The 24,122-nt window shown below is 31.5% G+C and carries 22 protein-coding genes; 10 read left to right on the top strand and 12 right to left on the bottom strand.

The features are described from left to right. Positions 1-91: 91 nt before the first annotated feature. Positions 92-2,854, bottom strand: coding sequence for a bifunctional aconitate hydratase 2/2-methylisocitrate dehydratase (locus tag RSC72_RS09590; protein ID WP_332545004.1), 2,763 nt, complete (start codon positions 2,852-2,854; stop codon positions 92-94). 558 nt (positions 2,855-3,412) lie between these two features. On the opposite strand from RSC72_RS09590, the gene argH reads away from it, so the two are divergent. Both argH and RSC72_RS09580 read left to right on the top strand, forming a co-directional pair. After that, complete coding sequence (gene argH / locus RSC72_RS09585; protein ID WP_332545005.1) at positions 3,413-4,714, top strand: argininosuccinate lyase; 1,302 nt, start codon at positions 3,413-3,415, stop codon at positions 4,712-4,714. A 239-nt stretch (positions 4,715-4,953) separates the two neighbouring features. After that, positions 4,954-5,172 (top strand): hypothetical protein, encoded by a 219-nt coding sequence (locus RSC72_RS09580; RefSeq protein WP_332545006.1) that lies wholly within the window; start codon positions 4,954-4,956, stop codon positions 5,170-5,172. A 64-nt stretch (positions 5,173-5,236) separates the two neighbouring features. Here the strand turns inward: RSC72_RS09580 and RSC72_RS09575 are convergent, their stop codons facing one another. The 3 genes from RSC72_RS09575 to RSC72_RS09565 are packed head-to-tail and all read right to left on the bottom strand — an operon-like array spanning position 5,237 to position 8,983. After that, complete coding sequence (locus RSC72_RS09575; RefSeq protein WP_332545008.1) at positions 5,237-5,830, bottom strand: hypothetical protein; 594 nt, start codon at positions 5,828-5,830, stop codon at positions 5,237-5,239. A 45-nt stretch (positions 5,831-5,875) separates the two neighbouring features. Further along, positions 5,876-7,741: a lysophospholipid acyltransferase family protein gene (locus RSC72_RS09570; RefSeq protein ID WP_332545009.1), complete on the bottom strand. Its 1,866-nt coding sequence runs from the start codon at positions 7,739-7,741 to the stop codon at positions 5,876-5,878. Continuing rightward, positions 7,742-8,983, bottom strand: a complete 1,242-nt coding sequence (locus RSC72_RS09565) for an aspartate kinase (RefSeq protein WP_332545010.1) — start codon at positions 8,981-8,983, stop codon at positions 7,742-7,744. 189 nt (positions 8,984-9,172) lie between these two features. Between RSC72_RS09565 and fbp the strand changes: the two genes are divergently transcribed. After that, complete coding sequence (fbp, locus tag RSC72_RS09560) at positions 9,173-10,189, top strand: class 1 fructose-bisphosphatase (RefSeq protein ID WP_332545011.1); 1,017 nt, start codon at positions 9,173-9,175, stop codon at positions 10,187-10,189. Between the two features lie 72 nt (positions 10,190-10,261). Here fbp and RSC72_RS09555 read toward each other — a convergent pair whose 3' ends face one another. From RSC72_RS09555 to RSC72_RS09535, 5 genes are all read right to left on the bottom strand, one after another. Continuing rightward, a complete protein-coding gene (locus tag RSC72_RS09555; protein ID WP_332545012.1) occupies positions 10,262-11,737 on the bottom strand; it encodes a G-D-S-L family lipolytic protein in 1,476 nt (491 codons plus the stop codon). An 8-nt stretch (positions 11,738-11,745) separates the two neighbouring features. Next, the gene (locus RSC72_RS09550) at positions 11,746-12,978 is read right to left on the bottom strand and encodes an OmpP1/FadL family transporter (protein WP_332545014.1); all 1,233 of its coding nucleotides are present in this window, start codon (positions 12,976-12,978) and stop codon (positions 11,746-11,748) included. A 141-nt stretch (positions 12,979-13,119) separates the two neighbouring features. Next, positions 13,120-14,328, bottom strand: a complete 1,209-nt coding sequence (locus RSC72_RS09545; protein ID WP_332545015.1) for an NAD(P)/FAD-dependent oxidoreductase — start codon at positions 14,326-14,328, stop codon at positions 13,120-13,122. Positions 14,329-14,422: 94 nt separating this feature from the next. Then, positions 14,423-15,259: a universal stress protein gene (locus RSC72_RS09540; protein WP_332545017.1), complete on the bottom strand. Its 837-nt coding sequence runs from the start codon at positions 15,257-15,259 to the stop codon at positions 14,423-14,425. 107 nt (positions 15,260-15,366) lie between these two features. Continuing rightward, the gene (locus RSC72_RS09535) at positions 15,367-16,194 is read right to left on the bottom strand and encodes a universal stress protein (protein WP_332545018.1); all 828 of its coding nucleotides are present in this window, start codon (positions 16,192-16,194) and stop codon (positions 15,367-15,369) included. 165 nt (positions 16,195-16,359) lie between these two features. Between RSC72_RS09535 and RSC72_RS09530 the strand changes: the two genes are divergently transcribed. Next, a complete protein-coding gene (locus tag RSC72_RS09530; RefSeq protein ID WP_332545020.1) occupies positions 16,360-16,866 on the top strand; it encodes an acyl-CoA thioesterase in 507 nt (168 codons plus the stop codon). A 4-nt stretch (positions 16,867-16,870) separates the two neighbouring features. Continuing rightward, positions 16,871-17,926 carry a thiamine-phosphate kinase gene (thiL, locus tag RSC72_RS09525; protein ID WP_332545021.1) on the top strand — a complete coding sequence of 352 codons (1,056 nt, stop codon included), beginning with the start codon at positions 16,871-16,873 and terminating at the stop codon, positions 17,924-17,926. A 145-nt stretch (positions 17,927-18,071) separates the two neighbouring features. On the opposite strand, the gene RSC72_RS09520 is transcribed toward thiL, so the two are convergent. From RSC72_RS09520 to rplU, 3 genes are all read right to left on the bottom strand, one after another. Then, positions 18,072-18,539, bottom strand: coding sequence for a hypothetical protein (locus RSC72_RS09520; RefSeq protein ID WP_332578483.1), 468 nt, complete (start codon positions 18,537-18,539; stop codon positions 18,072-18,074). 281 nt (positions 18,540-18,820) lie between these two features. Beyond that, positions 18,821-19,078 carry a 50S ribosomal protein L27 gene (gene rpmA, locus RSC72_RS09515; RefSeq protein ID WP_332546837.1) on the bottom strand — a complete coding sequence of 86 codons (258 nt, stop codon included), beginning with the start codon at positions 19,076-19,078 and terminating at the stop codon, positions 18,821-18,823. A 42-nt stretch (positions 19,079-19,120) separates the two neighbouring features. Beyond that, complete coding sequence (gene rplU, locus RSC72_RS09510) at positions 19,121-19,426, bottom strand: 50S ribosomal protein L21 (protein WP_019975660.1); 306 nt, start codon at positions 19,424-19,426, stop codon at positions 19,121-19,123. 167 nt (positions 19,427-19,593) lie between these two features. Between rplU and RSC72_RS09505 the strand changes: the two genes are divergently transcribed. The 5 genes from RSC72_RS09505 to meaB all read left to right on the top strand — a co-directional run bounded on the left by RSC72_RS09505 (position 19,594) and on the right by meaB (position 24,029). Beyond that, positions 19,594-19,842 (top strand): FeoA family protein, encoded by a 249-nt coding sequence (locus RSC72_RS09505; protein WP_332546842.1) that lies wholly within the window; start codon positions 19,594-19,596, stop codon positions 19,840-19,842. Further along, positions 19,843-21,942, top strand: coding sequence for a ferrous iron transport protein B (gene feoB / locus RSC72_RS09500; RefSeq protein WP_332546844.1), 2,100 nt, complete (start codon positions 19,843-19,845; stop codon positions 21,940-21,942). It begins immediately after the preceding gene. Positions 21,943-21,947: 5 nt separating this feature from the next. After that, positions 21,948-22,118, top strand: coding sequence for a FeoB-associated Cys-rich membrane protein (locus RSC72_RS09495; protein ID WP_332546846.1), 171 nt, complete (start codon positions 21,948-21,950; stop codon positions 22,116-22,118). A gap of 126 nt (positions 22,119-22,244) precedes the next feature. Next, positions 22,245-22,889, top strand: coding sequence for a helix-turn-helix domain-containing protein (locus tag RSC72_RS09490; RefSeq protein ID WP_332546848.1), 645 nt, complete (start codon positions 22,245-22,247; stop codon positions 22,887-22,889). 168 nt (positions 22,890-23,057) lie between these two features. After that, complete coding sequence (gene meaB / locus RSC72_RS09485; protein WP_332546850.1) at positions 23,058-24,029, top strand: methylmalonyl Co-A mutase-associated GTPase MeaB; 972 nt, start codon at positions 23,058-23,060, stop codon at positions 24,027-24,029. Positions 24,030-24,122: the final 93 nt, after the last annotated feature.

Below are 24,122 nucleotides of genomic sequence, written 5' to 3'. Positions count from 1 at the left end.
TGATTTTTTTGATAAAAGTAAAAACATAAACCAACAAAAAAGGCTGTCCAAAAACGAACAGCCTTTACTATTTATAACTTTAAATAATTTCTTAGTTAACAGAAATAGGTGTAAACTTTGTAAGGTTGATACCTTCTACAGCAGCTTTGTATTCTTCGATAGATGGCATTCTACCTAAGATTGCTGATAACACAACAACTGGTGTTGATGCTAATAAAGATTCTCCTTTTTTACCTTCTCTGTCTTCTACCACACGACCTTGGAAAAGACGAGTTGATGTTGCCAAAACAGTATCTCCTTTTTCTGCTTTCTCTTGGTTACCCATACATAAGTTACAACCAGGACGCTCTAAATACATAATGTTTTCGTATTCTGTACGTGCTACACTTTTTGGTAAAGCATCACTAAATTCGAAACCAGAATATTTTTGTAACATTTCCCAATCACCTTCTGCTTTTAATTCATCGATGATGTTATAAGTAGGCGCTGCAACAACCAAAGGAGCCTTAAATTCTACCTTTCCGTTTGCTTTTTCTACATTACGTAACATTTGAGAAACGATTTTTAAATCGTCTTTGTGTACCATACAAGATCCTACGAATCCTAAATCTACTTTTTTATCGTTTCCGTAAAAAGATAATTCGCGAATTGTATCGTGTGTATAACGTTTAGATACATCTGCATTATTTACATCTGGATCTGCAATCATTGGCTCTTCGATCAATCCTAAATCGATCACAACTTCTGCATAATATTTTGCATTTGCATCTGGCATTAAAGCTGGTTTGTCGCCAGATTTAATTTCTTCGATACGTTTGTTAGCTCTGTTAATTAAACCTTGAAGAACTTGGTTATGGTTGTCCATACCTTTATCTATCATGATTTGGATACGCGCTTTTGCAATTTCTAATGATTGAATTAATGTATCATCTTGAGAAATACAAATAGATGCTTTCGCTTTCATTTCTGCCGTCCAATCTGTAAATGTAAAGGCTTGATCTGCCAATAAAGTACCGATATGAACCTCGATAATACGACCTTGGAAAACGTTTTCTCCGTCAAATTGTTTCAACATTTGAGATTGTGTTGCGTGAACTACATCACGGAAATCCATATATTGATTCATTTCTCCTTTGAAAGTAACTTTAACAGATTCTGGAATTGGCATAGAAGCCTCTCCAGTTGCCAAAGCTAAAGCAACAGTACCAGAATCGGCACCAAAAGCAACACCTTTAGACATACGCGTGTGCGAATCTCCACCGATGATGATTGCCCATTCGTCAATCGTAATATCGTTTAATACTTTGTGAATAACATCTGTCATTGCAAGATATTCTCCTTTAGGATCACGAGCCGTAATTACCCCGAAGTCGTTCATAAACTTCATTAATTTAGGAATATTAGCTTGTGCTTTTTTATCCCAAACTGAAGCTGTATGACATCCTGATTGGTATGCACCATCTACGATTGGAGAAATAACTGTAGCCGCCATAGATTCTAATTCTTGAGCAGTCATTAAACCTGTAGTATCCTGAGAGCCTACAATATTAACTTCTACACGAACATCAGAACCAGCATGTAAAATTTTACCATCTGTAACACCAACAGCATTTTTGTTGAAGATCTTCTCAACAGCCGTTAATCCTTGACCTTCGATCGTTACCTCTTTAGAAGGAGCGAAAACTGGCGTAGCTGCGATACCTAAAACTTTAGCAGCAAATGTTTGAATTTTTTTACCAAAAACGATTGCGTAAGAACCACCCGCTTTGATAAATTCCATTTTTTGAGGAGTTAAAGATTTTGAAATATCAATCAATTCTTCTGCTCCGTTATATAATTTTTTTGTTTTCGTATTAATCGTTAAAACTGTACCAGTTGCTACAGAATAAACTTCTTCTAAAACAGGATCACCAGCTTCATTACGCACAACATTTCCGTTTGCATCTACTTTTTTAACCCAGTTTTTAAGGTCAATTCCGATACCACCAGTTACGTCAACTGTTGTTAAGAAAATTGGAGAAATTCCGTTTGTTCCACCTACAATTGGTGCAACATTAACAAAAGGAATATATGGAGATGCTTGTTTCCCTGTCCATAATGCCACGTTATTTACACCTGACATACGAGAAGAACCTACACCCATTGTACCTTTTTCTGCGATAAGCATAACGCTTACATCTGCATGTTGAGCTTCTAAAGCTTTAATTTCTTTTTGAGCTGCTGGCGAAATCATCGTTAATCCGTGTAATTCACGATCAGAACGAGAGTGCGCTTGGTTACCTGGCGATAATAAATCTGTCGAAATATCACCTTCTGCCGCGATGTATGTTACAATTTTTATTTCTTCTGCAACTGCTGGTAATTCTGTGAAGAATTCAGCTTTAGCATAACTTTCCAAAATTTCTTTTGCAAAAGCATTTCCAGCATTATAAGCATCTTTTAAACGCTCCATATCAGCATCGTATAAGAAAACTTGTGTTTTCAAAACTTCAGCAGCTTGTTTTGCATTTGCTTCGTTGCTACCTAATGCTAAATTCAAAAGAACATCAATAGATGGTCCTCCTTTCATATGAGACAATAATTCAAAAGCATAAGTTGGCGTAATTTCCGCAACTACTTCTTCTCCTAAAATAATTTCATTCAAGAAATTAGCTTTCACACCAGCAGCAGGAGTTGTTCCTGGCAATGTGTTATAGATAAAGAAATTAACAGAATCCTTGCGGTATTGATTGTTAACGTCTTTAATTTGTGCAATCACTTCGCTTAGTAATTCAGCACCATCAATTGGTTTTGGATGTAATCCTTGACCTTTTCTTTCTTCAATTTCTTTGATGTAATCCTCGTAAAGGCTCATAATCTATATCTTTTTAATTTCACAAACAGCTTCCATGCTCATCACATATTATCCATCTGTAAATCATAACAATAACACTTTATTCTGTTAATTTCAGAAATTTAATTCTCTTAAAATTAATTAAATCAAGACATCATTTTTATGAATGTTAATCTTTTATTTGTATACAAAAGTACGTTTATAGTAAGAATTTTTCATCAAAGAATGATATATTTTAGTTATATACTAATAATTTAGACTAATTACAAAAAAGTATTAAATTTCACTTTTACAAGGATTTAGCTCCTAAAAAATTCAAGTTAGAAATTTTAGGATAGTCAAAATATCAAGTTGATAATTTTTGGCATGATTATTTACGAAATTGAATTAATTCACAATTTTTAATATCTTAATTAGAAACATTATTTCTCTAAAATATTCTTCATTTTATTCACTTTTATATTCAATAAAATTTTTCTTAGATGAATAAATATTAAATAATATTTATAATTATACGTCTTTTATGAAAAATTATACAAGTTTTTACTAACTTTGCGCCCTTAATTCATTATTATAAATATGAAACTTTGGGACAAAGGTTTTACCATTAATGATAAAATCGAAAAATTTACTGTTGGTAAAGACAGAGAATTAGATGCACATTTGGCTAAATATGACGCACTTGCTTCTAAAGCACAGGCGAATATGTTGGCAAAAACTGGTTTGATTACAAACGAAGAAAACGATGCATTACAAATTGCTTTAGACGAAATTTTGGTGTTGATCGCGGAAAACAATTTTGAAGTTGGTGATGATTTTGAAGATATACATTCTAAAATTGAAGCTTTCTTAATTGAAAAAACGGGTGATGCAGGAAAAAAAATACATGTTGCGCGTTCGCGAAATGATCAAGTTTTAGTTGCAATTCAACTTTTCGAAAAAGAATATATTAAAGTTACAACTGAAAAAATCATCAATCTGATTGAGATTTTTCTACAAAAGGCAGAAGAACTTAAAAATAATTTACTTCCTGGTTACACACACTTTCAGGCAGCGATGCCAAGTAGTTTCGGAATGTGGTTTTCGGCTTATGCAGAAAGTTTATTAACAGATTTATACTTTTTTGAAGCGGCTTATAAAATTGCAGATCAAAATCCTTTGGGTTCTGGAGCAGGTTTCGGAACAAGTTTTCCTATTGACAGATTGCAAACAACACAGGAATTAGGTTTCTCAGAAATTTTGGTTTCTTCTGTTGGCGCACAAATGTTACGTGGAAAAACGGAAAAATCTGTTGCAACTGCTTTAGCAATGATTTGTGGAACACTATCTAAAATGTCGTACGATTTAGTCTTATACAATTCGCAAGATTTGGCGTTTGTAAAATTACCAAATGAGATGACAACAGGTTCGTCTATCATGCCACACAAGAAAAATCCTGATGTTTTCGAATTAACACGTGCACATTGCAATCGTATTCAGGCTTTGCCAAATGATATTATGATGACGATTAATAATTTGCCAAGTGGATATCACCGTGATTATCAAATTTTGAAAGAAATTTTATTTGAACCGATGATGCAATTTGATAATATTATTGATATTTTGACTTTTGCAATACCGCAACTTCAGATAAAAGATGATTACATCAATCAAGAAAAATATGACCCGATTTATACGGTAGAAAATATCAACGAAGCAATCAAAAACGGAACACCTTTCCGTGATGCTTACCGTGAAGTAGGACTTTCTGTAGAAAACGGAACTTATGTACCACACAAAGAATTTCAGACTTCGCACATCGGAAGTATTCATAATTTAAGATTAGATTTAATTTTTAATAAAATAGAGAAGTTTAAACTTGAAGCGCAGGTTTTGAAGTAAAATTGATCGAAAACAACTCTAAAAACTCCTTATTTCTTTTAGAATTAAGGAGTTTTTTATGTTTTTAAATTTTAGAATTTCGGAAAATTTCAACGTTTATATAATTGTATTCTAGATTTTTGTAAAATAGAAATTGATTTACAAAATAATTACAATTAATTTTTATTAAATCACGTCAAAATCATTCTAACTTTGACTCATCAAATAACAAATTTGTTTAATCGATTAAATTAAAAAAAATGAAAAAATTTTTCGCAGTAGTTGCAGTTGCAACTTTATCATTAGGAGCAGTATCTTGTGGAGAGAAAACTGAAGAAGCACCAGTTGAAGCACCAGCAGTTGATTCTACAGCAGTAGCAGTTGATTCTACAGCAGTAGTTGCTGATTCTACAGCAGTAGTTGCTGATTCTGCAGCAGTAGCAGCTCCAGCAGCTGATTCTACAGCAGTAGCTAAATAATTAGAGCGAAGCTAAAATATAAATGCGTTCAACATAGTTGAGCGCATTTTTTTTATGTTTAATTTTAAGATTCTATATACAAAACTAGGCTAACAAGACCCTTATAATCTTTATAAACCTCTATATCTGTTAAATATAAATCACTTAAATCGTGTCCCCAAATACCAAATTTTCCATCAGTTTCATTACGATTTAATAATCCTTCACGATTATTTACTGGAATAGTTTTTATTTTCGCAGTTTCTTCTTCTATTTTATAAATTTCTTTATACTTCTCCTGAATTGCTAAAATTAAATCTTTACGAGAAAAACCTTTATCATTTTCAAGTTTGTAGATAACTGATTTTTTGAGTGGATAATCTATAATTAATTGTACTTTTTTATCATTCAAAACAATTTCATCAGCATCAATAATATTATGAATAAATTTATCAGCATCATTTATAGAAATACCAACAATTGCTTCACTTCCGGAATCTTTTGCTTCTTCAGCTGTAGGATAACTTAGAATTGAAATGGTAGAAATCGGTTTGCCATAATTGGTCGGATTGAAACTAGACTCTTTTTCAGAAATTATTTTTTCTTGATTTTCTGCTGGTTTTGGTGTACAGCTGTAAATCAATCCAACAATAATAAGTAAACGAAATACAATATTCATAGAAGTAAATTTTTACTCTATTAAATTACATAAAAAATGGGAACCTTAAAGTAGATTCCCATCAAATTTTCCTGATTGTATTTTACGATCTAATTCCGCTTGTATATCCTCTAATACAGGACGAACAGTAGATTCTGGTATATCGGAAACTCTGATATACATTAATCCATCAATAGCGTCATTAAATTTCGGATCAACATTAAATGCGATTACTTTTGCATTTTGTTTGATGTATTTCTTAATCAAAACTGGTAAACGCAACATATTTGGCTCTAATTCATCAATTAGTTTATCAAATTTGTTCAAATCTGCTTCAGATTCATCAAAAATAAATTCTTTATCCTCTTCGCGAAGTTTTACTTTAAATTCATTTTTAGCACGTACATATTGTGCAACTGTAGAATCATAATAATGAGATTTCATAAACTCAATCATCAATGATTTTGAGAAATCTGAAAACTTATTACTAATACTTACTCCTCCAATTATAAATTTTTGATTCGGATTACGTAACGTAATATGCACAATTCCACGCCAAAGCAAAAACAATGGCATAGGTTTTTGTTGATATGCGCTTGTTACGAAAGCACGTCCCATTTCGATACACTTATTAAAGAATGGATGAATTTCTGGATCAAAATTGAATAATTCGTGAACATAAAAACCACTAATACCATACTTTTCATAAACCTCCGAACCAATTGCCATACGATATGCACCAACAATTTTATTTCCATCTTTATCCCATAAAAATAAATGGTGATAGTGATTATCAAAACGATCTAAATCGATTTCATCGTTTGTTCCTTCACCAATTTCTCTAAAAGTAATTTCTCGTAAACGACCAATTTCTCTTAAAATATTTGGAATATTCTCTGCTTTCGTAAAAAAGCATTCATAATTGTTATTTGTAAATAATAATGAATCTTCGTGACGATGTAAACCTTCAATATCCTTTAAAATTAATTCTAAATTAGTTTCAGAAACAATCGGCTTAACCTTTTTATTTGAGGAAGATAAACTTGGTAAATTCGGAATTTTCAACTCTATATTTGAAGGATTTTTAAGAACCTCCGTAAAGCTTCGTTTTTTATTATAATAAGACGAAAGCATATATGTTTTCTTTCTCAAAAAGTCTGAAAAATCTCCAATCAACGAATGTTCGTCCTGTTGTTTTTGCAAAATTGGTTTCCCAATACGAATCTGAATAGGACGCGTTCTTTTTTTAACCATTTCCGAAGGCAACATTGCTGTCTGAAGATCGGGATGCATTTTTGCAACTCTATAAAAAACATTGCTATTTTTTGCTCTAAAAAACATTGGAACAACTGGCACCTTTGATTTTTTGATCAATTTCATTACTGATTCTTGCCACTGACGATCGGTAATTTTACCTTCATCATCACGATAAGAAACTTCACCAGCTGGAAATATCCCCAAACAACCACCATCACGTAACAACTTCAACGCATCGCGCATACCTGCAATACTACTGTATGCATCTTTACGCGTTTCGAATGGATTTACGGGAATAATCATTGGATCTAAAGGTTTTATTTTCTGTAAAAGAAAATTACCCATGATTTTAAAATCTGGACGAATTTTTGACATCATGTGCATCAAAATAATTCCATCTAAAGCCCCAAGTGGATGATTAGAAATAATAATAAATGGACCGTCTTTCGGAATCCTTTTTAAATCTTCTTCGTGTATTTCATAATCCACGCCCAAATCATCAATTAAATAATCTAAAAACGGTGAGCACTCTAAATGTTTCCCACGATTATAGATTTTATTTAGTTGATCTAATCTGGTGATTTTTTTCAATAACCAAGCTGCAGGCTTCCCTATTATTCCTAATTTTGAAAGACCTGTAGCCGAATATATATCCTGTGTAGTAACTAAACTCATTTAAGATTTTACAACTATTTGTAATGTTTCGCGTACAGTTTGACGCAAAAGTTCTTTTTCCTTTGAAATAACTTTGTCTGATTGATCATCAAAATGACGAATCGTATATAAAAGCACATCGTTTTCTTCATGCACTTTATATGCATTATTCATATCTGAAACAAATTTTTGCAAGTTATCATATTTATCCTCTAAACATAAAGATAATGAAATTGCTGAATTTTGCATCAAATTTACTTTTATTTGATAGTCGTATAATTTATTGAAAATTCCACTCAACTTGTCCTCTGTAATAAAAGAAAAATCTTTACTTGATAAACGAATTAAATGTTGTTCGCGTTTCAAAATAAAACAAGGTACGTTAGGCTCTAAAGGTTGTCCTTTTGCCACTTCTGTTCCTGCTTCCGTTGGATTTATAAATGATTTTACAAAGAAAGGAATCTCTTTCTGTTGCAAAGGTTGCAATGTTTTTGGATGAATAACAGATGCACCATAATAAGCTAATTCTATTGCTTCTTCGTAAGAAATATGATTCAATAAAATTGTTTCATCAAAGTAACGTGGATCAGCATTTAAAACACCTGGTACATCTTTCCAGATTGTCATACTATCTGCATTTAAACAATACGCAAAAATAGCTCCAGAATAATCTGAACCTTCTCTACCTAATGTTGTTGTAAAAAAGTTAGGATCAGAACCTAAAAATCCTTGTGTAATGTAGAATCCTGTTTTTGATAATCTCGAAATACTTTCTTCTGTCAATTTCCAATCAACTTTTCCTTCGCGGTAAGTATTGTCTGTTTTGATATAATCGCGTACATCTAACCATTCATTTTTTACTTGAATAGAATTAAGATACATACTGATGATTTTTGTTGAGATTAATTCTCCACAACAAACAATTTGATCATAAACATAACTGTAATTTGGCGATTTGTTACGTCTTAAAAACGAAATGATATCATCAAAAAATTGAGAAATCTCGTTAGAAACCTCATCCGCATTTTCAAACAATTCTTTCGCTAAATCCAAATGTTGCAATTTAACAGCATTTATTGTCTTCTCGAAATCTTCGTTTTCAAAATAGCGTTTGACTACTTCTTCCAATGCATTTGTTGTCTTGCCCATAGCAGAAACAATCATACATGTATTCTCGTAACCTACTGATTGCAGTAAATCTGCAACATTTCTAACGCCGGCTGCATCTTTTACGGACGCACCACCGAATTTGAAAACTTTCATTTCTATCTAATTTTTTGTAAAATATTAACTTGCAAATATAACCAAAGTAAAAATTATATATTGACCGATTTTAATTAAATCAAAAAATAAATTTTAAATATGATTTTCATGTATTTAGAACAATTTCAAACGTTTGAAATGATTGAAAATTGAGTTTTTATTCCGATATTTGACAAGCAAAACACAGTTATGGCAACAAATTCTCATCAAACTCTTGGAGAGTTTATTATTGAAAATCAAGAAGATTTTATCTATTCTACTGGAGAGCTTTCTCGACTACTGAGCTCAATAAAATTAGCAACAAAGGTTGTTAACTACAAAGTAAACAAAGCCGGATTAGTTAATATTTTAGGCGAATTTGGTAATGAAAATGTACAGGGCGAAAAACAACAAAAATTAGACGTTTTCGCAAACGACACTTTTATCGAAACTTTATCGCAACGTGAAGTAGTTTGTGGTATCGCGTCCGAAGAAAACGAAGATTTTATCGAAATTAAAGGCGCAGAACATTCTAAAAACAGTAAGTATGTTGTATTAATTGATCCATTGGATGGATCATCTAATATTGATGTTAATGTTTCTGTTGGTACAATTTTTTCTATTTATCACCGTGTTACAGAAACAGGAACGCCCGTTACTTTAGAAGATTTTTTACAACCCGGAAACAAACAAGTTGCTGCGGGTTATGTAATTTACGGAACATCGACAATGTTGGTTTATACAACAGGAAATGGAGTGAATGGATTTACTTTGAATCCAGGAATCGGAACTTTTTATCTTTCTCATCCAAATTTGAGAATTCCAGAAAATGGAAATATTTATTCTGTTAACGAAGGTAACTATGTTAAATTTCCACAAGGTGTAAAAAACTACATCAAATATTGTCAAGCTGATGAGGGAGATCGTCCTTATACTTCTCGTTACATTGGATCTTTATGTTCTGACTTTCATAGAAATATGTTGAAAGGTGGAATTTATATTTATCCTTCTGGAACAAATAATCCTTACGGAAAACTACGTTTATTATATGAGTGTAATCCGATGGCTTTTATTGCAGAACAAGCTGGTGGTAAAGCTTCTGATGGTTTTCAACGTATTATGGATATCGAACCTACAGAGTTACATCAACGTATTCCTTTCTTTTGTGGATCAAAAAATATGGTCGAAAAAGCTGAAGAATTTATGCGTCGTGAAGAATTGAAATAATTTTCTAAATGTATATAACAAAAAAATCCGCTCGATGAGCGGATTTTTTTGTTATATAATTAATCAAATCGATTAAGGAATTGCAATTCCTGGATAATTACCTGGATATACGTGTCTTAATGTTGATTGATATTTTCTGTTAATTGCATCGATAAACATATTAGCAACAATTGCATAACCACTTCCTGTTAAATGAACACCGTCTAATGAAAACGCTCCTCCAGAAACAAATGTAGTTGTATATGTTTGTCCATAATATTTAATTCCTGATACTGAACTTAACTTTTTCATTTCTGTGTATGCATCAACTAATGCTAAGTTATTAGCCGTAGCTATTTCAGCAATTGCAGCATTGTATTTAATAACTGCAGCTTCAGCTTTCGCTGTTTCTTTCGCTGTTAAAACATATTTATCCTCTAAAGGAGTTTGTGTACCTACTCCTTGTCTTAATAAACTTAATGCTGTTAAAACGATTAAATCTTTAGACGTTGTTTGACGATAATTTGGTAATCCTAAAGCTGCTAAATTCGTTAAATCTTTATCCAAAATTACAGCTCCATTAACAGCTGTACCTGCTGTAAACTTGATTAAACGTTGTTGATATTCAGCATCTGAAAGTAATCCTGCAGCTTTTGCTTGACCCAACCCTGCATTATATTTACCATAAGCTTGCGCAGACATCAAAGCCGTTACTTGTACATCTGTTAGTCCAGAAATAGGTGTTGCAGGAACAGTTGTAAAATATGGAATTGCTGTAACAGAAGGAATATTCGCAATAACACCTCCCTTAGCTCCTCCAGCTTTCATTGCTGCTGCAATACCAGCTATAGAGTTTTTAACAACTGCAACGTTAGAAATATCTCCAGAAGCATAAGTTGCCGCTGCTACATTTCCTGTTTCATTGTGATCTAAACCAACTCCTCCACCTGTTGCATAACCTAACACATCGTTATTACCAATCCACAATGAATAGAATGTTGGTTTCTGATCTGCTGCTTGAGAAACAACAGATGTTGTCGCACTATTAGAGAATCTAAAAAAGTATGGATTTGCAGTACCTGCTGCAATTCCTGCTTGGCTACCGTAACCTGGCGCTAATAAATGATAAGATTTGGCACCTGGTACTCCCATATTTTGATATGGTCCAGCAGCAGCAACATTGTCTAATGCTGCACCAGGAGCTGTTGCTACAGGAGTTAAAGCTCCTCCAACAATTTTTAATTCTAGTTTCCCTGGAAATAATCCTCCAAAAGAAGCATTATTAAATCCTCCTACATCATTTGGCATATAAGGAATTTTAAACTCTCCTCCACCTGCAGCTTTCATTTGTCCTGCAATGATATTTGGGTAAGAATTTTCTTGTCCAGATCTGTATAAAGCATTATCTCTATAACCAGAAGTTAATGAATTTCCTAAAGCGATATATTTTGTAAAGTCTGCATTACCTTTTGTTACTTGAAAATCTTCTACTGGATTTTCAAAATCTTGACTACAATTGAACATTGTAGCAGCTAATGCAACTAAAACTAGTTTATTAATATGTTTCATTTTTAGTATTATTTAAGGTTATACGATACTCCTAAACCAAAGTTTATTGCGCGTAATTTTACATCTCCAGAAAAATTTTGTTGAATGTTGTTAACGTGTCTTTCGTCACCTTGAACATAAGAACCAAATAAATCTAAATTAAATCCTGAACTAAATTTAAATCCTAAACCTGCTGAAACTGAGTTTAAGTTTGCACTAGGTGTTTCTGATGACCAATAAGAAGCTGGCACCGGAGATTTGTCATGATAGTAACCTACACGTCCTGTAATCATATCACTGAAAGTATATTCAGCTCCAAAACGTAATAGTGTATTATCTTTCCAGTTTTTAGTCGATGTTGATGTATAAAAAGTATTTGATGCGTCATTGTATAACGTAATATCTAAACTTTTGTAACGTGTCCAATTTTGCCAAACGATATCTCCAAAAATCTCTAATTTCGGTAAAACTTTGTAAGACATTCCGAAAGTAAACTCAGATGGTAATGGTAAAACAGTTTTCCATTGATCTGTGTTGAACGGTACATTGTTCGCAATTCCAGATGGAACTCCTGTCCATGTAACATCTCCTTTGTTAGCTGATATGTCTACATTAGAACGGTATGCAATACCTACTCCAAATTTATCTGACGGCTTAAACATTGCACCAATGTTAAATCCTAATCCGTGAGCATCTTTATCTTCTAATTTTAATTTAATATCATTTCCAGAAACAGATTGTACTCTTTCTAATTTTGCTGTACCATGAGAATAAATAAATCCAACTCCAATACTAAACCAATCATTAAAACGATAAGCTACAGTTGGTTGAATATTAAATGCTTTTAGATCTATATGTGTAATATTCGATTTATTTTGCCAATCTTCTGGCCATGTAACAGAACTACCAAATGGAGTAGAAACACTAACACCTACTGCTAAATCATCTGTTGGTTTATAACTTACAGCCAAATACATTGGTGTACCCATTTTACTATCTGTTTCTGCTGATTGCAATGTACTTGGATCTTGCCATTTTACATCTGTCATTACACCAAATCCACCTACTGCAATGCTTAGTTTACTATCAACAAAAGCCAGACCTGCAGGGTTATAAAATGCCACACTTGCATCATGTGTTTGTGTAGCCGAAGTCCCTCCCAAAGCTGCTTGGCGAACTCCCTGTAAAGCAACACGGTAACCACCTGCAAAAGCAGAAGATGATAAACCGATTAATGCCAAGGTTAAGAAAATTTTCTTCATATTTTTTGTTCGTTTAAATTAATACCTTTTAACAAAAATAACATAATTTTATAATAATGTTATGTTAACATAGTAATTTTTAAAAAAATCTTTATTATCAAGGTTTATCCCTCAATTTTTAACTGTGTAAAATATACACTATTAATAAATTTCTTTTAATTTTTCTGATATTACATACCCTTCAGACCAACACGCTTGAAAATTAAATCCGCCAGTTATTGCATCAATATTCAAAACTTCGCCAGCCATAAATAAGTTGGGTATTTTTTTGGATTGCATCGAGTGAAAGTCAATTTCTTTTAAATCAACTCCACCAGCTGTTACAAATTCATCTTTGAATGTACTTTTTCCGTTTATAGCATATCTACCTTGACATAGTTCTGTTGCAATTGCTTCTAGTTGTTTTTTAGATAAATCTGCATAAACTTTATTCTCATCAATATTGCAATAATTAAGAATACTAATCCAGAAGCGTTTCGGAAAATCGAATGGATTATTTTTATGGACATTTTTCTTCGCGTCAACTTGTTTTTTATCATTCAAAAAAGTAAAAACTTCTTCTTTAGATTGATTAACAAAATTTATTTCGATATCAAATTTATATGCCGATTCACTCAATTTTAAAGCTCCCCAAGCAGATAAACGCAAAATTGCAGGTCCACTAAATCCCCAATGCGTAATTAACATTGGACCTTCAGCTTCTAGTTTTTGATTGATAATTTTTACTTCAGCTTGCTCAAAAGAAATACCCATCAAACCTTCTATACGAGGATCTTTACAATTAAAAGTAAATAATGATGGTACAGGATTAACAATTTTTAATCCCATATTTTTTAAACTTTTCCAGAATTTTGGTGTACTACCTGTTGTTATAATTACAGTTTCGAAAAAATGTATTCCTGATTTGGTTGTTAATTCATAACCTCCCTCCACTTTAGCAATTTCTTGTACTCCGTCAGAAAAATTTAATTGAACTTTATTTTGATCAACAGCTTTAGTTAAAGCCTCTATAATTGACAAAGACGAGTCGCTTTCTGGAAAAACACGGTTATCGTCTTCTATTTTTAATGCAACTCCACGATCATCAAACCAAGCCATTGTATCGCCTGGTTGAAAAGTATAAAAAACACCTAATAATTCTTTCTTTCCACGCGGGTAGAATTCGACCAAATCCAATGGATCAAAACATGCATGTGTTACATTACATCTTCCTCCTCCAGATACACGAACTTTTTGAAGTGGTAAATTGGCTTGTTCAAACAATACAGTTTGTTGTCCGACAGTTTTTCCGAGGTTTGCAGCAACAAAATATCCTGCTGCACCACCTCCAACAATGGCTATTTTTTTCACGAGACAAAGGTATAATTTTTATTTATAACACTTTTTTAGATGATTTTTAGTAAAATACAAGTATAGAAAAAAGGAAATGTTTTTCAACATTTCCTTAAGCTTTACGTTCGTGAAAGACGAACAATGGTGTAATATTTTTATTGGCGATTTTTTTAGTAAATCCTGGCGAAAATATTTTATCAAAAAATCCTTTATTGCGACTTACAACAGTTAATAAATCAATCTTTTTATCTTTTATAAAATCTAAAACTGCATTTACTGGGTCAGCATCGTGATAGATTTCGAAAACAACAGGATCATTTTCAAATTGATTTTCCCAATCTTTAAGTGCTTGAAGATTAAACTTACCATCTTTCGAAACATGCATACAATGAATTTTTGCTTTGTGACGATTCGCTATTTCTATCAAATATTTGAGTGCATCTTTATCTTTTTGGTCAAAAACGGTTGTAAAACCAATATTTTTAAAGCCTTGAAAAGACATTCCTTGCGGTACACTTAGAATTGGAACTTTGAGCGATGTAATAACATTGATTGTATGCGAGCCAAATAGCATTTTCTCAAAACCAGAATTACCGTCTGTTCCCATAACAACAAAATCGACACTTTCTTCTTCTATTGTTTCACGTAAGATGTATAGAAAATTTCCTTCTTCGAGGATAAATTTCATCGGAATCTCACTTAATTGATTGTCTTCTGCTATTTTTCTTAATTGTGGAATATTATCTTTAAAATTCTCAAAACTTCCCATTTCTACTGTTTCATAAACATTCTGAATTAGGCCAGCACTCAAACTTCCCGTTATCATTGGCAACTCATAAACATGCATTATATAAACTTGTGCATCTATACTTTTAGCTAAATTCAAGGCGTAAAGAAAAGCATTGTTGGCTGTTTCTGAAAAATCGGTTGGGAATAATATTTTTTTCATTTTTTTAGTGTTTTGTATACTCAAGTTACAAATAATTTTATATCAGTAACAAAAAAAAGCTCAATCTATTTTACACAGACCGAGCTTTTTAAAAGAATTAGACTATTCTATTCATGAAAAACAAATAAAGGAATACTATTTTGTGATAAAATTTTCTTTGTAAAACTTGGTGAAAATAATTTTTCAAAAAAACCTTTATTAGTGCTTACAACAGTTAAAATATCTATTTTTTCTTCTTTTATAAATTCTAAAACAGCATCTACAGACTCATCTGCTGTATATATAGAAAAATCGACTGGCTCGTCTTTGTAATAATCTTTCCAATGATTAAGTGTTGGTATATCATAATTACCATCTTTCGAAACATGTAAACAATGTACTTTTGCTTTGTATCGGTAGGCAATTTCTGTTAAGTAGTCTAAAGCTTTTCTATCTTTATCTTGAAAAACTGTTGTAAAACCAATATTATTTATTCTTTTATATTTATAATTATGAGGAATACTTAGAATCGGAATTTTAAGATCTCGGATGGCATTCATCGTATTCGAACCAAAAATAACTTTCTCAAAGCCTGTATTTCCTGTAGTTCCCATTACTACGAAATCTATTTTTTCTTCTTCTATAATTTTTGGTAAAACGTATGTAAGCATACCTTCTTTTACTACAAATTTTAAATCTACATTTGTAAATCCATTATCTTCTGCTAATTTTCTAAGACCTGGAATACTTTCTTTTAAATTTTCAAAATTATTCAGTTCTATTGTATCATACACATCCTGTAAAATCACGGCATCAACTCCTCCACTAATCATTGGATATTGAAAAGCATGAAGTACATATAGTTCTGCATTTTGATTCTCTGCTAAATTCAAGGCGTAAATAAAAGCATTATTTGCGGTCTCTGAAAAATCTGTTGGAAATAATATTTTTTTCATAATATATCTGTTTTATAGCTTATTAAAGGTACAAAATTTACAGATGAGGTTTATTAATTTGATGTTAAATATTATTGTTTTTCTTAATTTCTATTCATTAAAAATATTATCCTTTATCCACTAAATACTTATCCGTAACTTTGCAATTACAAAAAATTGATTACAATGGAGAACACCTATTTTCAGAAAACCAGCGTACGTTGGTCTGATTTAGATGCAAATAGACATTTAGCCAACGCGTCTTACATGAATTTCACAAGCTTTGCGCGTATTTCTTTTCTTAGAGATTATGGTGTTTCAATGCAAAATTTGGGAGAATATGGGATTGGACCTGCAATTTTGCACGAACAATTTTCATTTTTCAAAGAAGCAATGGAAGGTGAAGACATTTACATTACGGTAGAAATTGGCGGAATGTCTGAGGATGGAATGATTTATCAATTTATTCATAATTTGTATAACCAAGATGGTACACATCTTTGTCATTCGGAATTGACAGGTGTTTGGTTTTCGATGGTGAAACGAAAAATGCAAGCTCCACCAACAGAAATGTTAGAAAATATAAAAAAATCATTTGAAGGAAAAACGATAAAAACGTTGTCAAAACAAGATATTATCAACTTACCATTTCGTTCAGAAAATGTAGATCCTTCAATTTTTACTCAAAAATAAACCGATGTTAGAAGATAAAAATGTTTCAAAAACAAGTTTAGCCGAAATTGGCGAATTTGGTTTAATCAATCAAATAAAAGAAGGTTTTCCAATTAAGTTAGAAAGCTCTATCAAAGGAATTGGTGATGATGCTGCTGTTTTAGATTACAAAAAAGAAAAAGTTGTTATCTCTACAGACATGTTGGTAGAAGGCGTTAGCTTTAATTGGAGTTATATGCCGTTGCGCCATTTGGGTTACAAAGCGGTTGTAACAGCTATTAGTGATATTTTGGCAATGAATGCAATTCCGAAACAAATCTTAGTTTCTATTGCGCTTTCTAATCGTTTTACGATAGAAGCTGTAGACGAAATTTATAACGGAATGAAATACGCATGTGACAAATACGAAATTGATATTGTTGGTGGTGACACGACTTCGTCTGTTCATGGTTTAATCATTAATATGACAGCCGTTGGTTCAGCTCCAGAAAAGGATTTGGCTTACCGAAATGGCGCGAAAGAAAATGATTTAGTTGTTCTTTCGGGAGATTTGGGTGCAGCATTTCTTGGTTTACAAGTTTTAGAACGCGAAGCACAAGTAACTAAAGTTAACCCAAATAATCAGCCAGATTTAGAGCAATATTCATATTTAGTAGAACGTCAACTGAAACCAGAAGCGCGTTTGGATATTGTAAAATTGTTGAAAGAATTGAAAGTAAAACCAACTTCTATGATTGATATTTCGGATGGATTATCTTCAGAAATCATTCATTTATCAAAAGAAAGTGGTGTTGGATTTAATATTTACGAAGAAAAAATTCCATTAGATTCTTCTGTTATTCGTACAGCCGAAGAATTTAAAGTTAATCCTATTACATGCGCGTTGAGTGGCGGTGAAGACTATGAATTATTATTTACAATCGATCAAAAAGATTTCGAGAAAATAAAAGGAAATCCACACTTAACAGTGATTGGACACGTAACAGGTAAAAACGAGGAAAATTATTTGATTACACGCGGAAGCGAGCAAATGGTTCCAATTACAGCACAAGGCTGGGGAATTGAAACGGAAGAAGAATAAAATTTTAAGTTGATGTGAGAATTAGACAATTCAACTTCATCTAAAATAATAAAATCAAAAAGCATTCAAGAAATTGGATGCTTTTTTGGGTTGAAATAATATACTATATAGAAATATCAGAATTTTTCTGATTATTTATCAACAATTATTTTTTATATTTATAAATATTAGCAACATGTACACCACTAATTTTCCCATCAATTCTTACAACTATATTATCTTTATTAATAAATAAAATAAATATGTCAGGATTCAAATCTTTGTCATAATTTAAATCCTCTTTACTAACTTGAATAAATCCATTATCCTTAAGACTTTCAATGTAATTAATTAATAATGAAGGGTTAGATGGTATGTATTTTACACCAGTTAAAATATTATTATCATCTTTCGTTAGATATATTAATTCTTCTACATCCTTATTGACATCTTTATATTTATAATAATATTCTATAGAACCTTCTTTATATATAGCTTTATGAAAACCTAAGGAGTTGGTAAGATTATTTTCTATTAGTTCAGCATTAAACCCAATAAATTTATCGGAATTTTTAATAGATTGAGAATAAGTTATTATACTCGTTAAAAATAATATTGTTGAGTAAAATTTCATAATTGAATTTTTAAAAATTGAGCAAGACTTGTAATTACTATATAATTGATTAAATTAAATGATAAAAATTTTATTTACAAAGTGGAGAACAAATGTAGTAATATATAATACATAACATTATAATATTCCTTTATTAATTACAATCAAAACTTATTATTTTTCAATCATCATTACTACAATTACCTTTATTAAAATAACATCAATTTAATGTAAAACAAAAAAAGCTCGAACCAATAAGTTCGAGCTTTTATATTTTTAGCGTTTTCGCGTCAAGTTAGCAATTAAGCTAATGGTTCAACTGAAACGTAAGATCTATCGTTACGTTTTTTAGTGAAAACTACTTTTCCGTCAACTAAAGCGAATAATGTGTGATCTTTACCGATTCCTACATTATCACCAGGATGATGTTGTGTACCTCTTTGACGAACAATAATGTTACCAGCGATTGCTGCTTGTCCACCAAAAATTTTAACACCTAAACGTTTCGAATGTGATTCACGACCATTTTTCGAACTTCCGACCCCTTTCTTATGTGCCATTTCGTTTTGTTTTTAAGAGTTAATAATAAATTAAAGCCAATCTTAACCGATTGAAGCTACTTCAATTTTAGTGAATTGTTGACGGTGACCGTTAGACTTTTGGTAACCTTTTCTTCTTTTCTTTTTGAAAACGATTACTTTGTCTCCTTTCACGTGTTCAACGATTTTAGCTACGACAGTAACTCCGTCTATAACTGGGGCGCCGACAGTGATTGCTCCGTTATCAGTCAATAAAACACGGTCGAATTTTACTTCGTCACCTGCTTCACCAGCCAAACGGTTTACAAACAATTGTTGGTCTTTTTCAACTTTGTATTGAAGCCCTGCTATCTCTACAATTGCGTACATAAATTAATGTTTAAATAAAAATTGACTGCAAAGATAATCTTTTTTTTGAATTTAAATACTTGAATTGATTGAAATTTAATCAGAAAGAAATTTAAACTATGATATTTCTTCTATTTGGATTAATTAAAAATTAGGTATCTTTGTGACTATTTAATACCATAAATGTAATGGAAGGATTGGTTGAGGAATTTACTTTAAGAGATTTAAAAATAGGCGAAATTGCAGAAGTTAGCGGTTATAATACCGAAGATATTCCTGCAAAATTATACGAAATGGGCTTTATCCCAGGAACTAAATTACAAATAAGAAACAAGGCGCCATTTGGTGGACCAATTTGTATTAGTATCGTAACAAACAAGTCTGTTTTAGCACTGCGCAGAAATGAAGCAGACAAAATCTTGATTAATAAAAAATAAATGACTCACTATAAAATTGCCTTAGTCGGTAACCCAAATGTAGGTAAAACTTCTGTTTTTAATAAACTTACAAATCTTCGTCAAAAAGTAGGAAATTATCCTGGTGTAACGGTTGAGAAACGCGTAGGAAATATAGAACGTAACGGAAATAAATTTCAGATTACAGATATGCCAGGTACATATACCATGTATCCTAGCTCTTTGGATGAAGAAATTGTTTTCAAAATTCTTGGAGATAAAACAAATGCTAATCACCCAGATTTAGCTGTTGTTGTTGGTGAACCTTTGAATTTGAAACGCTCTATTTTATTGTATCAACAAGTAAGAGATTTAGGCGTTCCTGCAATTTTCGTTATCAATATGATGGATGAAATTGACAGTAAAGGACTTCATATTGACATCAAAAAATTAGAAGAATTTTTACAAACCAAGATTTATCTTACAAATGCACGTACAAGCAAAGGTCTTGATGAGTTGATAAACGCATTAACACAACCTGCGCAAGCATATAAACCAATGTTAGAGATTCCTTCAGAATTTTCTAACCCAATACAACAAGTAAAAGAAAAATTTAATGTTGAATCAGATTATTTGGCTTGGCATTATCTTTCGCAAAAAGAAATTCCGTTTATTTCGCAAGAGGAACAACAACAATTAGATGCCTTAAAAAAAGAATTAAATCTAATTCCTCGTCGTTTACAAGTAAAAGAAACATTAGACCGTAATAAATTTCTTGAAGAACGTTTAGATTCTATTATTACATACGACTTCAAAGGAAATGAAACTTTTACAGATAAAATTGATAAAATTCTTATTCATCCAATTTTAGGATATTTAATTTTCTTCGTTATTTTATTAGTGATGTTTCAAGCAGTTTATGCTTGGGCAGCACCTTTGATGACGATGATTGAAGATTTATTTGGTTGGATTGATGAAAAAGCAATCACTTTAATTCCAGAAGGTCCAATCAACGATATTGTTGCAGGAGCAATAATTCCTGGTATAGAAGGAATCGCTGTTTTTGTTCCACAAATCGCCATTTTATTCCTTTTTATATCTATTATGGAAGAAACAGGCTATATGAGCCGTGTTGTTTTTTTAATGGATAGATGGTTAAAACCTTTCGGATTAAGTGGAAAAAGTGTGGTTCCATTAATTTCTGGAGTTGCATGTGCCGTACCAGCAATTATGTCTGCGCGAAACATAGAGAATAATAAAGAACGATTGTTAACCATTTTGGTAACACCGTTTATGACATGTTCGGCTCGTTTACCAATTTACATTGTATTGATCGCCTTGGTGATTCCTGATGAAAAAATACTTGGATTAAATTATCAAGCTTTAGCTCTTTTTATCATGTATATTTTGGGTGTTTTAGGAGCATTAGGAAGCGCTGTTTTATTGAATTTAATTATAAAAACGAAACATAAAAGTTACCTTATCTTAGAAATGCCAACATACAAACTTCCAGATTGGAAGAATGTTTTTATCAATGTTTGGGAAAAAACTTTAGGATTTTTGGTAGATGCAGGTAAAATTATTTTTGCAATTTCTATTATTCTTTGGGTTTTAGGATCTTTCGGACCCGGTGAACAATTTAACAATGCAGAAGAAATTGTAAAGGCTAATAACCCAAAAATGAATGAAATAGATTTGACAAACGAAATTGCTTCTTATAAATTAGAACATTCATATCTTGGTAGATTAGGCTCTGTTATAGAACCAGTTGTAGAACCGTTAGGATACGATTGGAAGATGGGAATTGGACTAATTTCTTCATTCGCTGCACGTGAAGTTTTTGTCGGAACAATGTCTACAGTTTACAGCTTAGGAGAAGTTGATGTAGAAGATGAAGGACAAAAAAACAGCTTACTTCAACGAATGAAATCAGAGATTAACCAAAATACAGGAGAACCTGCATATAATTTTGCAACAGGAATTTCTTTGTTATTATTTTACGCTTTCGCTATGCAATGTATGAGTACAATTGCAATTGTAAAACGTGAGACAAACTCATGGAAATGGACCTTATTACAAACAGGATTTATGACTGGTTTTGCATATTTAGTAGCTTTTATAGCTTATCATTTATTAAAATAATTAATATGGACAATATTTGGATACAATATATTTTTATAGCATTTCTTTTCGGATTTGCTGTTTGGTATGTTTTCAAACTTATAAAAAACTCATTTAGTTCAGGTAAAAGCGGTGGCTGCTCCAAAGGTTGCGGCTGCTCTAATGATAAAGAAGATTTACAAAAAAAGGCTAATTAAAATTAGCCTTTTTTTTATTTCAATATTTCGGAGTAAATTTACTAAAACAATAAAATTGAGAAAAACGTTTATTTTATTGATTTAATAATAGTTATATTTTAATTAATCCGAAAATAATTTAAAAAAATGAACACTTGGGTAATTGTTTTAATCGTTGTAAGTTGTGTAATTGTTTTAGGTTTAATCTATTACTTCCTAACAAAGAAAAGTAATCAAACAGAACAAAGTAATTCTTTAACAGAAAATACGACAACCAACAAAACTGAAGTAGTTAGAGAAACTTTATCGAATACTGTAAAAATAGAGGAAGATAAAAAGACAGAAGCCTTAACACAGGAAAATATTAAAACAACTACTAATCAAGAAATAATACAAGAAGAACCTCAATTATCAATCAATATTTCTTCTAAAACAGAGAAAATTCTTCTACGAAAATTAGAGTTATTCGAGAAAAACAAAGGATTCATCAAGAAAGATATTAATTTATCTTCTTTAGCAAAACAGTTTGAAACGAATACAAAATACTTATCAGAAATAATAAAAACACATCGTCAAAAACAATTCAACAATTATTTGAACGAATTACGCATAAACTACATTGTTGATCGACTAAAAAACGAACCAAAGTATATTAATACAAAAATCAGTTATTTGGCAAGCGATTGTGGATTTACTTCGCACAGTACCTTTACAACAATTTTTACGCAAATAACAAACGAATCTCCATCTATTTTTATGAAAAAAATTAAAGAAGAAAGATTAAATTCATAATTCTTTAATTTAAAAATATTAATAACTCATTTTAAATAACTTAAACAATATTAGTCAAATAATTACATACAATTAACATACACCAGCTATATAAAATAATAGATTAATTATTATTCTGATTTTTTTATTCTTATCAAAGCAATTATCTTTAAAATAAGATTAAATCATATGCGAAAAATAGAACCAAATATTCTTGCCGAAAAGATAAAAGAAGGAGATCGTTATGCACTTTCAAAAGCAATTACTTTAGCGGAAAGTAATCGTTTAGATGATTTAAAATTAGCCCACGAAATTATTAGTCTATTACCAACATCCAAAACTTCAAAACGAATTGCCATAACTGGAATTCCAGGTGTAGGAAAAAGTACTTTTATAGAATCTTTAGGAAAATATATCATTAATCAAGGTCAAAAAGTTGCTATTTTAGCTATCGACCCAAGTAGTTCTTTGTCAAAAGGAAGTATTTTAGGCGATAAGACGAGAATGGAAGATTTGTCTCGAGAAAATAATGCTTTTATCCGTCCAAGTGCTTCTAATGGCTCTTTAGGAGGTGTAACATCTCGAACATACGAGGCCATTTTATTATGCGAAGCGGCAGGTTTTGAAACTATATTGATAGAAACTGTAGGCGTTGGACAATCTGAAACTTTGGTAAATGAAATTTCTGATTTATTTTTATTCTTACAATTACCCGGTTCTGGTGATGATTTACAAGGAATAAAACGAGGAATAATGGAAATGGCGGATTTAATCTTCGTTAACAAGTCTGACTCGTTCCAAGAAAAGCTTGTAAAAGATGCTAAATTAGACATTGTACGCTCTTTACAATTTTTACCAACAAAGTCTTCACAATGGAAAAGAAAATCGATTATAGGCTCTGGTTTAATAGGAAAAGGTGTTCCTGAATTATGGGAAATGGTAGATGAATATTTCAGATTTATAAAAGAGAATGAATATTATCTAAAAAACAGGAGTAATCAGCAATTAAAACAAGCCGAACGCTATACAATTGACTTGGTGAATCAGGAATATCTAAAAGCACTAAAATCAGTTCCAATAGAATATAACCAAACTATTTCTGCATTTGAAATGGCGAAAAATTGGTTAGAAAATAATCCTGTAGAAATTAATATAAAATAAAAAAAGGCTATCAAAATTGATAGCCTTTCTATTTTATCGCTCCTCCTCTTGGGCTCGAACCAAGGACCCTCTGATTAACAGTCAGATGCTCTA

Source organism: Algoriella sp. (assembly GCF_036647415.1).
In the GTDB taxonomy this organism is placed as follows: Bacteria; Bacteroidota; Bacteroidia; order Flavobacteriales; family Weeksellaceae; genus Empedobacter.
This window is presented reverse-complemented; position numbering and strand designations above follow the sequence as displayed.

Excerpts from the sequence above, each read along its gene's own strand:
- RSC72_RS09590 (WP_332545004.1), bottom strand. The coding sequence starts at position 2,854 with ATGAGCCTTTACGAGGATTACATCAAAGAAATTGAAGAAAGAAAAGGT.
- argH (WP_332545005.1), top strand. The coding sequence starts at position 3,413 with ATGAAACTTTGGGACAAAGGTTTTACCATTAATGATAAAATCGAAAAA.
- RSC72_RS09580 (WP_332545006.1), top strand. The coding sequence starts at position 4,954 with ATGAAAAAATTTTTCGCAGTAGTTGCAGTTGCAACTTTATCATTAGGA.
- RSC72_RS09575 (WP_332545008.1), bottom strand. The coding sequence starts at position 5,830 with ATGAATATTGTATTTCGTTTACTTATTATTGTTGGATTGATTTACAGC.
- RSC72_RS09570 (WP_332545009.1), bottom strand. The coding sequence starts at position 7,741 with ATGAGTTTAGTTACTACACAGGATATATATTCGGCTACAGGTCTTTCA.
- RSC72_RS09565 (WP_332545010.1), bottom strand. The coding sequence starts at position 8,983 with ATGAAAGTTTTCAAATTCGGTGGTGCGTCCGTAAAAGATGCAGCCGGC.
- fbp (WP_332545011.1), top strand. The coding sequence starts at position 9,173 with ATGGCAACAAATTCTCATCAAACTCTTGGAGAGTTTATTATTGAAAAT.
- RSC72_RS09555 (WP_332545012.1), bottom strand. The coding sequence starts at position 11,737 with ATGAAACATATTAATAAACTAGTTTTAGTTGCATTAGCTGCTACAATG.
- RSC72_RS09550 (WP_332545014.1), bottom strand. The coding sequence starts at position 12,978 with ATGAAGAAAATTTTCTTAACCTTGGCATTAATCGGTTTATCATCTTCT.
- RSC72_RS09540 (WP_332545017.1), bottom strand. The coding sequence starts at position 15,259 with ATGAAAAAAATATTATTCCCAACCGATTTTTCAGAAACAGCCAACAAT.
- RSC72_RS09535 (WP_332545018.1), bottom strand. The coding sequence starts at position 16,194 with ATGAAAAAAATATTATTTCCAACAGATTTTTCAGAGACCGCAAATAAT.
- RSC72_RS09530 (WP_332545020.1), top strand. The coding sequence starts at position 16,360 with ATGGAGAACACCTATTTTCAGAAAACCAGCGTACGTTGGTCTGATTTA.
- thiL (WP_332545021.1), top strand. The coding sequence starts at position 16,871 with ATGTTAGAAGATAAAAATGTTTCAAAAACAAGTTTAGCCGAAATTGGC.
- RSC72_RS09520 (WP_332578483.1), bottom strand. The coding sequence starts at position 18,539 with ATGAAATTTTACTCAACAATATTATTTTTAACGAGTATAATAACTTAT.
- rpmA (WP_332546837.1), bottom strand. The coding sequence starts at position 19,078 with ATGGCACATAAGAAAGGGGTCGGAAGTTCGAAAAATGGTCGTGAATCA.
- rplU (WP_019975660.1), bottom strand. The coding sequence starts at position 19,426 with ATGTACGCAATTGTAGAGATAGCAGGGCTTCAATACAAAGTTGAAAAA.
- RSC72_RS09505 (WP_332546842.1), top strand. The coding sequence starts at position 19,594 with ATGGAAGGATTGGTTGAGGAATTTACTTTAAGAGATTTAAAAATAGGC.
- feoB (WP_332546844.1), top strand. The coding sequence starts at position 19,843 with ATGACTCACTATAAAATTGCCTTAGTCGGTAACCCAAATGTAGGTAAA.
- RSC72_RS09495 (WP_332546846.1), top strand. The coding sequence starts at position 21,948 with ATGGACAATATTTGGATACAATATATTTTTATAGCATTTCTTTTCGGA.
- RSC72_RS09490 (WP_332546848.1), top strand. The coding sequence starts at position 22,245 with ATGAACACTTGGGTAATTGTTTTAATCGTTGTAAGTTGTGTAATTGTT.
- meaB (WP_332546850.1), top strand. The coding sequence starts at position 23,058 with ATGCGAAAAATAGAACCAAATATTCTTGCCGAAAAGATAAAAGAAGGA.